We start from the raw sequence: 11,284 nt of genomic DNA, 5'->3' as shown, positions 1-11,284 counted from the left end.
TTGGGTGGTTGAATTACATGGTCTACCTCTACAACAAAACTGAGAAAGTACCTGCCAGCACAGTCTTTAATCACCGTGACTGAAGTCGGTTCAGATGGCAGAGGACGTGACCACTTGACTTTGACGTTCCCAACCTTGGCTAAGTAGACTTTGGACGCCTTAATCTTAAACCCACGTTGAGTGAACCGCGCCGTTTGACGGTTGGTTTTCCGTTTAAACCGTGGCGGGTTTACCTTCTTACCTTTGCGTTTGCCAGACCGGGATTGAAAGAAGTTTTTATATGCTACCCCTAGATCGGCAACTGATTGCTGAAGGGGAACAACTGATACCTGCCCTAACCATTCTCTTTGCTCATGTTTCTTAGCTTGAGTAATACATAGTTTCTGAAGTTCACTATTTTTAGGTAGCTTGTCCGATTGCTTGCACAGCGCTAGCGCATCATTCCAGACTACCCGCACACAACCAAATAGCCGCGCTAATAACTGACGCTGACCAGGGGTGGGATAGATTCTAAACTGGTATCGGCTTTTCATGCTACTATGATATCATATTGATATCGTTTGTGACCAAATGAAACAAGTATTAATCAGATGCTCTGATGCTGAGTTCAAAAAACTAAAACAGTATTGCGTCCAAACGGAAAGGACGCAAAATGACGTGTTAAGGGAGCTTATTCGCAATTTGGACAAAAAGTCGCCCTAGAAGGGCGAGGCTTCAGACCCATCTTTTCCGGTGACTGCATATATTGAGCGCCCAGTTTTTAGTCTAGAACAGATCTATTAGAAAAATTACGACATTTGGCGTAGGCTCAACCTTTTGACCTAGAGAGAAAATTTGATAATATTTAGCATAAGCGCAAAAACAGGGTATAGACTGAATCGCTAACTCATCCAGGGAGTGCATCAAACCTTACAAGCGGTGCGTCAACGTCTACGTGTATCAGTCTAAATCTACCATTTTATTATTCCCTATTGAAAAAAAATAAACCGTGCATTCCATTCTGGTAACGGATGGGAGAAATTGGCTAACGAGGGTTCTTCATTATCAGTACCTTACGCAGGTACATCATATCTGCACCCTAAATTCGACTTCGCAAGAGTCCACCCTAAAGAATAGAGGCTTTGCGTAAGACCTAAGTACAAAAAGGTATCGCTAAACGTTCGCGTTTGGCGTGATCAGTAGTTGGACAAAATAAAACAAAACCGTACTAAGTTTTGCCAACAAACCTCAAACCCTTACAAAGGACAAATGACAAAGGACGAATGACGAACTCTTTAGCTTTCTCAATAATTCCATGCTGATTTCTGATTTCAATAACAATCAAAAACCGTCCCCCCAAGTCCTCATCGTCGATGATGAAGAAACTCAGCGACTGTTGATGCGACGAGTGATAGAAAAAGAAGGATATCAAATTCTGGAAGCATCCAATGGTTTAGACTGCCTCAGACTCTGTAAAAAGACCTCTCCCGATATTATTTTACTGGATGCGATGATGCCAGTGATGGATGGTTTTACCTGCTGTCAACAACTCAAAAAAAATCCAAAAATGAGTCAAGTTCCGGTGCTAATGATTACAGCCCTGGAGGACAAAAAATCCGTTAATCAAGCCTTTGAAGCCGGAGCAACTGACTATGTAACCAAACCCATTCATTGGCCCGTCCTGCTACAACGGGTGCGTCGCTTAATTCTACAATCTCAACTGTATATCCAACTGATTCAGAGTCAAGAGCGAACGGAACGGTTATTGCTGAATATCTTACCGGAACCCATTGCTCAACGGCTGCAACAGTCAGAAGGTGTGATTGCGGATTACTTTGAAAATGTCAGCGTTTTATTTGCGGATATGGTGGGATTTACTCAACTTTCTGCCCAAATTAGTCCCAGAGATTTAGTGGTGAAACTGAATTCCATTTTTTCGGAGTTTGACCAATTAACTGAACAGTATGGTTTAGAGAAAATTAAAACTATTGGCGATGGGTATATGGTTGCCGCTGGACTCCCTATTCCCCGTGATGATCATGCTGATGTCAGTTTAGAAATGGCACTGGCGATGCAGGAAACCATGACCCAGTTAATGCAAAAAACAGGAGATCCACTCAGCTTACGAATTGGTATTCATACGGGTTCAGTGGTGGCGGGTGTAATTGGTACTAAAAAATTTAGCTATGATCTGTGGGGGGATACCGTTAATACCGCCAGCCGGATGGAACAACAGGGTGTATCCAACTGTATTCAGATTACCGAAGCGACGTACCAGCAGTTATCTAATCCACATTTGTTTCGTGAACGAGGTTTAATTGATGTAAAAGGAAAGGGTCAAATGAAAACCTATATACTGGATTGCCCAACCTGTTTAAATAACCATGGCAATTTAGCTCAAACTCCAATTGGATCATGTTGATCCGCTTCAAGTTATCCAATCACCAGTAAATAAGGACTAGACAATCATGGGATTAATTTTAATTACAGACGATGCTGCCTTTTCTCGGCGGATGATCAAGAAAGCCATCCAACAAAGTGGACATGAAACACTAGAAGCGGCTAATGGTCTTGAATGTCTGGATTTGCTGGCAAATACGACACCCGATTGTATTATTTCCGACTTGTTAATGCCAGAAATGGATGGATTTGGTTTACTCAAAGAATTACGCGATCGCGGTTCAAAAATTCCTGTTATTGTCCTCACTGCCGATATTCAGGACAGTGCGCGTCAGCATTGTGAAAGTTTAGGTGCATTTATGCTGCTGAAAAAACCCCCAAAATCGCCAGAAATTATCGAGGCAGTCACCCAAGCCCTGAGTATAAAAACAAACTAGGAGAACCTCAGCGTGGACTTAACTCATGACCAATTAGATGCCTTGAAAGAGTTAATTAATATTGGAGTGGGTCAGGCAGCAGGGATGTTGAGCGAAATGATTGACTATAATATCCGGTTGCAAATTCCAGAAGTGGAAATATTACCCCTTTTGGAGATGCAAAACCAACAAAAAAAACGCTTAGGATCTGATCCACTTTCTGCTGTAAAGTTACCGTTTAGTGGCTCATTCGCGGGAAATGCCCAGCTTATTTTTCCCACGGAAAGTGCCGCCATGTTAGTCTCAGTTCTCACGGGTGAAGATGTAGAAAGTCCGGATCTGGATTCTCTAAAAATTAGCACCCTGAGTGAAGTGGGAAATATTCTCCTCAATGGCGTTATGGGTTCAATTAGTAATATACTGGAGCAACAACTGGACTATGCGATTCCTTGCTACGAAGAGGAAGATATTGACCATATTCTGTCCTTTAAAATGGGCTACAACGAGGCTCATGTGCTTTTAGCACGGACTCATTTTGATATTGAAGAACTCCAAGTTAAGGGTGATATTGTCCTGTTTTTTGATGTCAATTCATTTCAGTTATTACTCGACGCGATCGCAGCGGTTGCTTAATCGGCTAGGGATGCACGAAAGACATAAGACATAAGACGAATGACGAACAACAAATGACGAATAACAAACTCGTGAAAAATCGTAAACCTGGACGTGCTGTTTTTTTTGAAGATCCGGAGGGTGTCGAAAATCAGGAAACCGAAAAAACGGTTATCACTGAATCCAATCATTTATCAGGCAATGAACCTGATCCTGTTGATCTACCAAGTGAACCATTGAAATCGGAAACCTCTCTAGAAACTGAACTCAGTTCCAAATCATTACAAGAACTTAAAAAAGCCCTGGCAGCAGTAAGAGATGGCGACTTTTCTGTTCGCCTTTCTGCTGAGAACGGTTTCGGGGAACTGGCGACTATTTTTAATCAAATGGTGACGGTGAACCAAACCTTTACCACTGAACTGGTTGACATGGGCAAAACCGTTGCTCAAGAGGGCAAAGTGAGTAAACAGTATTCCCGTCCAGAATTGCAAGGTTCGTGGCGGACTAATGTGGATGCCGTTAATGAAATTATTAATAGCTTAGTTAGCCCCACGATTGAGATTGCCCGGGTACTCCATGCCGTTGCCAAAGGTGATTTATCCCAAAAAATTGCCTTAGAAATTGAAGGGAAACCCTTAAAAGGACTCTTTCGCCGGATTAGTACAACGGTGAATAAAATGGTTGATCAATTGAATACCTTTGCCGTGGAAGTTACCCAGGTTGCCCGTGACGTAGGGATTGAAGGAAAACTGGGCGGACAAGCTGAGGTGCCAGGGGTTTCCGGGATCTGGAAAGAACTCACGGATAATGTAAATCTGATGGCGAAAAATCTCACTGATCAGGTACGCAGTATTACCACCGTTGCTACGGCGATTAGTGAGGGGAATTTTAGTGAAAAAATCACCGTTGAGGCACAGGGAGAAATCTTAGCCTTAAAAGATACCTTGAACCAAATGGTTGATCGCTTGCATACAATTGTCACCGAGATAACTCAAGTCAGCCAAGACGTTGGTATTGAAGGTAAATTGGGCGGACAAGCCACAGTTGACGGCTTATCCGGTAGCTGGCGAAGTTTAACCCAGACTGTCAATTTTATGGCGGCACATCTAACCGAACAAGTCCGCAATATTGCCGCTGTTTCTACGGCTGTCGCCCAGGGAGATTTGTCCCAAAAAATTACCGTAGAGGCAAAAGGGGAAATTTTAGCCCTGAAAACAACGCTGAATAGGATGGTGGATCAACTGAATACCTTTGCCCATGAAGTCACCCGCTTAACTCAAGACGTTGTAAATGGAAAACTTGGGGGTCAAGCTATGGTGGAAGGGGTTGACGGGACATGGAAAGAATTGACCGATAATGTTAACCTAATGGCAAGCAATCTGACCGATCAAGTGAAACAGATTGCTCAAGTTGCGATCGCACTCAGTAATGCTTCCGAACATCTGACGCTAGAAAGCCAAACCATGGGGGCGACAGCCGAAGAAACCTCCGTTCAAGCCGCTACCGTTTCCTCCGCTGCTGAACAAGTGAGTACCAATACCCAATCCGTCGCCATTGGTATGGAACAAATGCACGCCAGCATCAAAGAAATTGCCAAAAGTGCCGCCGAAGCCACCACCGTCGCCACCTCCGCCGTCACCACCGCCGAAACCACCAATCAAACCATTGCCCAGTTAGGGGTAAGCAGTACAGAAATTGGCAAAATTGTCAAGTTAATTACCTCAATTGCCCAACAAACCAACCTCCTCGCCCTCAACGCCACCATAGAAGCCGCCCGCGCCGGAGAAGCCGGGAAAGGATTTGCCGTAGTTGCCAACGAGGTGAAAGAATTGGCAAAACAAACCGCCAATGCCACAGAAGACATCAGCCAGAAAGTGGAAGCGATACAAGGAGACACCAAGCATTCCGTGGATGCGATCGCCCAGATTACTACCATTATTCATCAAATCAACGATTTTCAGACCACAATTGCCAGTGCGGTGGAGGAACAAACCGCCACGACAAATGAAATCGCCCGTAACATCAACCAAGTCTCCCTCGGTTCCCAAGAAATTGCCCGCAACATTACAGGTGTCGCGGATGCGGCTCAAAACACCGCCCAAAGTGCCAGCAACACTCAAAATTCCGCCCTAGAACTCTCAAAAACGGCGAATGAACTTGAACAACTTGTCGGGCAATTTAAATATTAACGGACTCTTAACCCTGAGCGAAGTCGAAGGGTTGACAAATGACAAATGACTCTTGACAAATGACCATAAATATCCTTGTTGTTGATGACTCTGTGCTAGCGCGGCGCATGATTAGTAACGTACTCGAAGCTGATCCCGCCCTTTGCGTCATCGGTGTCGCGGCGAATGGTAAAATCGCCCTGGCTAAACTGGCTCAAGTAAAGCCAGATGTGGTGATATTAGATGTTGCCATGCCAGAAATGGATGGCTTGGAAACATTAGCCGCAATTCGCCAGCAGGATCATCAATTACCTGTGATTATGTATAGTGTCCTAACGGAACGCGGGGCGGCGGCTACGTTGGATGCACTGTCTCTGGGGGCGACGGATTATGTCACCAAGCCACAAACGAAAAGTAAACAGGAAGCCCTCGAACATATTCAGGAACACCTGATTCCCAAAATTAAGGCATTTTGTGCCAATTCGCCCTCGACTCCGGTTAAAGCTGGTGTAGAACCATTTCCAGGGACATCTCTAAAGCATCAAACGGTTACAGTCTCTGATGTAAAGTCTCAGATTAAAATTTTAGCGATCGGCGTATCAACTGGAGGACCCAAAGCACTCGAGGCAATTTTACCCCAGTTTCCCGCTAATTTTCCCATACCGATTGTGATCGTACAGCACATGCCGCCTGTATTTACCACCCGTTTAGCTGAACGATTAGCGCAAAAATGCCAAATTAAAGTGGCTGAGGGTTATACGTTGGGTCAATTAGAACCCGGGTTAGCGTGGATAGCACCAGGAGACTATCATCTGATTATCGAGAGAAATAGTAAAGGTGTGCAACTTCGCACCCATCAAGACGCGCCAGAAAACTCCTGTCGTCCGGCTGTTGATGTGCTATTTCGTTCTGTGGCTAAACTGTATGGGGCAAATACCTTAGCCATTATCTTAACCGGAATGGGGCAAGATGGACTTTTAGGCTGTGAATGTATTCGCCAAGTTGGGGGTCAGGTTTGGGTGCAGGATGAAGCCACCAGTGTTGTTTGGGGAATGCCAGGAATGGTGGCAAATTCGGGGTTAGCGGATAGGGTGATTCCGTTACCAGATATTGCGGCTGAGATTATCCGTTGCGTTTAACTATTTAGAGGATGAGAATTACACCCAGAAACCGTAGGGGCGCACCGACGTGCGCCCGATTGAATTGTCAGGTTGATTCCTGGATAAAATACGATGATAAGGCTAAGGTTCCTTTACTACGAACCTGTCAAATTTATTCCTGGGTATGACACGATGAGAGGGCTAAGGTTCCCTTACTACGAACCTGTTCATGTAATTAACGTGCCAATTCGTTTCATAATTTGCAGAACGTTGTATAGTTCATTATGCGGACGGGCAAAGATGGAAAAGTCAGTGGACAAATCATAGTAACCGACAGGTTCTTGAATTAATTTAAGGAAAAGGAAATTATCCCCATTAGTGATTAAGCCAAAGGACGGTTGTGTGGGATGAGGATTAGCCATCATGTAGGCGAGGGCTTGGGGAATGGCGACTGAAAAGGAAAATTTAGTTTGTTTTGATTCAATTAAGGTTAGCCAAAATTGATTTTTTAACACGAGAGCGTCAATGCGTCCGCGATAGGTTTCATCTCGTTCTTCAACCGTAAACTCGACTGATTTTTCTCCTTTAAGTTTATAGGGCGGGTCACAAAAACCAGCTAAGTACAACAGTGGAGAAACGAGGAGTAAATTCACCGTCGCTTCGGTCATTGAGCCATCAGCACTATTGTAGAGGTAACTCGTTTTAATCCGGTCGAGGGTTTCCCGTTCGGATTGGGTGAGTTCAGGAAGATTGTCTTGCCATTCTGAAAAGAAGTCAAGATTATCATTTCGGCGAATATTAAACCGCGATTCGGCTTCGTTGAGCGAAGTAACGACTTCAGTAATTGTTAGGGTTTTCGTCATAGGTTTAGGGGGAATGACAGAGGATGCTTTGCTTTTTTTGCACGGGAGAGGGGCTGGGGGAGAGGGTTCCCCTTCTCCCCACGGTGGGAGAAGGGGTTAGGGGATGAGGGGGAAAATGTCAAGGATTAGATAGACACAGCTTAAAATCTCGCCAGTATTGGTTTTCTACCTTAAGTTGACACCAATGACCGACGTGCGCCCGATTGAATTGTCAGGTTTATCCCTGGATAAAATACGATTATCAGGCTAAGGTTCCCTGACTACAAACTCTGAGATTGAAGCCAAAATGATTGATTAATAAGCCTTGAAGGTCAAGGTTAACTTATCTTTCGGATAATCATTTAAATCTGGAGATTCAGGATTCGGGAGAGTAGCCAAATTATTTTGGTACACTGTACGAATTTGCCAAGGCACATCAGCCGCAGATAACCGTTGCTGCAAGTCGGAGGGTAAGATACCACCGAGTTTGGCTAAGGCATCTAGAAGATTAACCACTAAATCCACTTCTTTGAGATGGCACGTTCTGAGACGATTGAGAATTGGTTCATTCGCTTCCTTAATGCCTAGTTTTGCTAAATGTTCAGCAACTAAACCAGCATAGTATTTATCCTGAGTTACGGCATCTAACAGACAAGGTACTCCTACCCGTGAGTTAAATTGCAGTAGCACAAGCGCTGCCAGAATTTGAGTTTCTGAATCATCCGATTCCTGGAATAGTTTCTCTAGATGCGGCACAATCACGGAACCGAAACGTTTAAGGCGTTCGGCAACCAGAAAGCGATTTGGACTTGTTCTTAAAGCAGCAACGGCTTGGATAGCAATAGAATCAACGATGTCTACAGCTTGTTCTAACGCCGGAACTTGTTTTTCAATCTGGGTCGTCCCAAGATCTTCTAGAACTGAATTAAGATTTGAATGGGTCATTATCGAATCCTCGTTACTAAAAATGTGCCTCTGAGTAGAGTGTTACCAGGAATACAAAAGATACTTCGAGATGACATTACACCTGTGACTCTGATTCCATTTGACACTAATGCTGTCTCTTCTGAAAACTGAATCGCCCAATTTTGTTTATCTCCAAATATACCAATGTCATTGAGTTGACGTTCAGTGGCATCGACACCTAATTCTGTAACGAATATACTACCGGATTCCCATGCTAGATAATTATTCTCTCCTTGTTCAAATCGAAGTTCGCTGACGATGACTTGTTGTCCTATATCAAGACTATCACCGACAATCCCTGTAATTCCTGTAACTCCCTCGGCATTGGTAAAGTGGCTAAATAAGCGCCCTTCACCTAAATTAGGAGTTATCTTAGGTGGCGGTAGTGATGGCAACAAAAAGTGGGGTTGTTATTCAATCAATTGAATACATCTTATGATAGATGAGAATCAACACTTCTCAATGCGATGCGATCGCACAATTTCAGGTCTGATACAATTGGGTCTTATAAATGATACCTTGGGCAAGGGCGGGTTTATCAATATCTGGGTGTCTTACATCCGATAATCGTAAAACCCGCCCCTACATTTGTCAAATATCCCTACCGCTCTAGGACATCGGTTAAGAAACCGGGTTTCTCGTGAGGTTGACAACGAAATATCAAGTTTTCACCCAAAGAAACCCGGTTTCTCGGAATACTTGACCGACGCTCTACAAATCTAAGGGAATAGGCTCATCCGTTGATTTAACCTGAACACTCCCATTACTCTCAACCTTATGGTGATTTCGTCTACAATTTCTTGCACACGCAGGTTGATTTTATCGCGGTTTTGCAAGACATCATCTAAGATATTTTGTCCCACGACATTCCGTAATGTTGTCATCGCCGCTTGATAAACTGCGATTTCGTAATTTTCGACTTTGTTAATTGCCCGGAATGGATCAATGATGCGATAATATAAAACAGCATTGACTTTAATCGTCACGCTGTCAGCCGTTACCGCTTCTTGAGGGGCGATATCCACGGTTTTGGTGCGGATATCTACTTGGGCTTTTTGGTCAATCAGAGGTAGAATCCAATACATCCCCAGTCCTCTGACATTGCTGAACCGTCCCAAGCGAAAGATCACGCCGCGTTCATATTCGCGATCGATTTTAAAGCCGCTGAATCCTACCAGCAGAATGATCCCGAACACTGTGCCAATAATGGTTTCCATAGAGACTTAACCAACTCTAATGTCTCTATTCTAGGAGATGAGGCAGAGAGGGGGTAGAAACGTAGCCGATTACGTCTCTACCTTTCCGGCTCAAATAGGCTATTCCCCGTTCCCTGTTCCCTTTAACGACAAGCGAATAATTTCTGCATAGCTGTAGTATAAGGCTGAACGATTGATTGTTGCTCAGAGTCTAGGCGGATGAGAATCTTGTCTACTAAAAGTCCAACCATGCTCTCCACTAATTCCCAACTGACACTTACGCTGGGATAAACCATCTCACATAAGGGATAAAGTTCTTTCTCCATTGCTGCCATACTCTGTTCCAAAACACAAACCCACAGATAAGCTTGAAACATCTCCACATCGCGGATACTTGAGGCTTTGACTTCTGGATGATCCAGTTTTCCGCGACGGCTGCGATAAGTGGGGTATCGTTCCAAGGCGTGGCGATAAACCCGTGTGGCAATTTCCTGACTCTTGGGTATAAGTTGCTCGATTAAGGCTAATACCGGAGAATTCAGGGAATGTTGAGCCGCAGCAGTGCAGACTCGTTGCCAGGGAATACATACTTGCTCTTCAACAAATTTAAAGTAAGGAGAGAGCAATAACTGTTCCGGTAGGCTTAACCGATTCAACAACACCTTGGAACTGAGATGAAACTGGGTACTCATAAATCCCAGGGTATTCTGATTATTGGCAGATAAATGCTGGGACTGAAATTGCATTAATTCTGGGGTCAGAATTGTCACAAGGGAGGAAACTTCGGGTAGCTCTAATTTGGGCATGACCGAGATTTTATATAAATCGGTGGAAATATCCACAGTATCTGCTTCAGATAACGCCTCCATTAGAGATGGAGTTGGTGACTGTTTTCGATAGACGGATAAAACCTTCTCATAAACCTGCGCTGAGGATGTGGCGATACCTTGGGATTCGGTTAAGTTGACAACGTTGGGAATGTAGGAGAAGAGAATACTGGTCCGAATACCTGCACATTTGCAGTGAATTTCTATCAGTCGAGAGAGTTTAGTTGCCGTTTTCTCTCGCCCTTGACGAGAGGCGGCTTCCATTAACTCAATCGTTGTACATTTGTTCGTGGTTAAGGAAAGCGTGGATAAGTCAGGGACATAACGGGCTGCCCACAGTTTAAGTAAGCGTTTAACTGTGATACTTTTGTCTAATGGGGTGGTTACCAGCATGAAATACTCCTAGTTTGGGGTGAGGATAGTCAATAAATCGGATGATTGGCATCCGTTGAACCTATCGTTGGCTGGTAGATCCCCTTTTGGACTAAACTCGGGTTAATTCTCCCGTTTTGGGTAGAGACAAGGCAGATGGCAGATGGCAGATGGCAGATGGCAGAAGGTTCCCAGGAAAAAGTTATGTAGAGACGTGCCATGGTACGTCTGAGTTGGGGGTTACTCTCCCTGCTTTGGTGAACGGATGGGAAAATTTTGCCCTGAAGGTCTAGGCTTGCGTTAATTTGACAGTCTTAATGTTTAGTATAAACGCAAATATATGAATTTATGTAAACCTTTTTTAAAGAAATACGGGAAATTTTTCCTGGCTTCCCCTGCTTCCAGA

Annotated in this window: 11 protein-coding genes and 2 pseudogenes; 6 read left to right on the top strand and 7 right to left on the bottom strand. The window is 44.1% G+C overall.

Annotated features, from left to right (window positions below; genetic code table 11):
• Window positions 1-533 (bottom strand): RNA-guided endonuclease InsQ/TnpB family protein (locus tag RH949_RS23160; RefSeq protein ID WP_446356454.1); only part of this gene is annotated, 533 nt, incomplete at its 3' end.
• 761 nt (window positions 534-1,294) lie between these two features.
• Here RH949_RS23160 and RH949_RS23155 point away from each other — a divergent pair.
• The 6 genes and pseudogenes from RH949_RS23155 (at window position 1,295) to RH949_RS23130 (ending at window position 6,714) form a co-directional block, all read left to right on the top strand.
• Window positions 1,295-2,401 (top strand): adenylate/guanylate cyclase domain-containing protein, encoded by a 1,107-nt coding sequence (locus tag RH949_RS23155; RefSeq protein ID WP_446356452.1) that lies wholly within the window; start codon window positions 1,295-1,297, stop codon window positions 2,399-2,401.
• Between the two features lie 46 nt (window positions 2,402-2,447).
• A complete protein-coding gene (locus tag RH949_RS23150; RefSeq protein ID WP_446356450.1) occupies window positions 2,448-2,816 on the top strand; it encodes a response regulator in 369 nt (122 codons plus the stop codon).
• 12 nt (window positions 2,817-2,828) lie between these two features.
• Window positions 2,829-3,428, top strand: coding sequence for a chemotaxis protein CheC (locus RH949_RS23145; protein WP_446356448.1), 600 nt, complete (start codon window positions 2,829-2,831; stop codon window positions 3,426-3,428).
• 53 nt (window positions 3,429-3,481) lie between these two features.
• Window positions 3,482-4,762: pseudogene (locus RH949_RS23140) on the top strand (HAMP domain-containing protein); the annotation flags it as partial.
• A 12-nt stretch (window positions 4,763-4,774) separates the two neighbouring features.
• Window positions 4,775-5,596: a methyl-accepting chemotaxis protein gene (locus RH949_RS23135; protein WP_446356458.1), complete on the top strand. Its 822-nt coding sequence runs from the start codon at window positions 4,775-4,777 to the stop codon at window positions 5,594-5,596.
• A 59-nt stretch (window positions 5,597-5,655) separates the two neighbouring features.
• The gene (locus tag RH949_RS23130) at window positions 5,656-6,714 is read left to right on the top strand and encodes a protein-glutamate methylesterase/protein-glutamine glutaminase (protein ID WP_446356446.1); all 1,059 of its coding nucleotides are present in this window, start codon (window positions 5,656-5,658) and stop codon (window positions 6,712-6,714) included.
• 188 nt (window positions 6,715-6,902) lie between these two features.
• Here the strand turns inward: RH949_RS23130 and RH949_RS23125 are convergent, their stop codons facing one another.
• The 6 genes and pseudogenes from RH949_RS23125 to RH949_RS23100 all read right to left on the bottom strand — a co-directional run bounded on the left by RH949_RS23125 (window position 6,903) and on the right by RH949_RS23100 (window position 11,099).
• Window positions 6,903-7,538: a type I restriction endonuclease gene (locus RH949_RS23125; protein WP_446356444.1), complete on the bottom strand. Its 636-nt coding sequence runs from the start codon at window positions 7,536-7,538 to the stop codon at window positions 6,903-6,905.
• 294 nt (window positions 7,539-7,832) lie between these two features.
• On the bottom strand, window positions 7,833-8,462 hold the full coding sequence (locus RH949_RS23120; protein ID WP_006100060.1) for a hypothetical protein: 630 nt from the start codon (window positions 8,460-8,462) through the stop codon (window positions 7,833-7,835).
• On the bottom strand, window positions 8,462-8,881 hold the full coding sequence (locus tag RH949_RS23115; protein WP_006100007.1) for a hypothetical protein: 420 nt from the start codon (window positions 8,879-8,881) through the stop codon (window positions 8,462-8,464). Before RH949_RS23115 ends, RH949_RS23120 begins: the two co-directional genes overlap by 1 nt.
• Window positions 8,882-9,262: 381 nt before the next feature.
• Window positions 9,263-9,700, bottom strand: a pseudogene (locus RH949_RS23110) (SPFH domain-containing protein); the annotation flags it as partial.
• 122 nt (window positions 9,701-9,822) lie between these two features.
• Entirely contained in the window at window positions 9,823-10,899 is a 1,077-nt protein-coding gene (locus RH949_RS23105) for a hypothetical protein (RefSeq protein WP_446356441.1), read from the bottom strand.
• Window positions 10,900-10,928: 29 nt separating this feature from the next.
• Entirely contained in the window at window positions 10,929-11,099 is a 171-nt protein-coding gene (locus RH949_RS23100; protein WP_446356439.1) for a hypothetical protein, read from the bottom strand.
• Window positions 11,100-11,284: the final 185 nt, after the last annotated feature.

This window comes from Coleofasciculus sp. A1-SPW-01, from assembly GCF_040217205.1.
GTDB classification, from domain to species: Bacteria; Cyanobacteriota; Cyanobacteriia; order Cyanobacteriales; family Coleofasciculaceae; genus Coleofasciculus; species Coleofasciculus chthonoplastes_A.
This window is presented reverse-complemented; position numbering and strand designations above follow the sequence as displayed.

What these genes read in the sequence shown, in the direction of transcription:
- RH949_RS23130 (WP_446356446.1), top strand. Translation starts at nt 5,656, where the DNA reads ATGACCATAAATATCCTTGTTGTTGATGACTCTGTGCTAGCGCGGCGC.
- RH949_RS23155 (WP_446356452.1), top strand. Translation starts at nt 1,295, where the DNA reads ATGCTGATTTCTGATTTCAATAACAATCAAAAACCGTCCCCCCAAGTC.
- RH949_RS23105 (WP_446356441.1), bottom strand. Translation starts at nt 10,899, where the DNA reads ATGCTGGTAACCACCCCATTAGACAAAAGTATCACAGTTAAACGCTTA.
- RH949_RS23135 (WP_446356458.1), top strand. Translation starts at nt 4,775, where the DNA reads ATGGCAAGCAATCTGACCGATCAAGTGAAACAGATTGCTCAAGTTGCG.
- RH949_RS23100 (WP_446356439.1), bottom strand. Translation starts at nt 11,099, where the DNA reads ATGGCACGTCTCTACATAACTTTTTCCTGGGAACCTTCTGCCATCTGC.
- RH949_RS23150 (WP_446356450.1), top strand. Translation starts at nt 2,448, where the DNA reads ATGGGATTAATTTTAATTACAGACGATGCTGCCTTTTCTCGGCGGATG.
- RH949_RS23125 (WP_446356444.1), bottom strand. Translation starts at nt 7,538, where the DNA reads ATGACGAAAACCCTAACAATTACTGAAGTCGTTACTTCGCTCAACGAA.
- RH949_RS23120 (WP_006100060.1), bottom strand. Translation starts at nt 8,462, where the DNA reads ATGACCCATTCAAATCTTAATTCAGTTCTAGAAGATCTTGGGACGACC.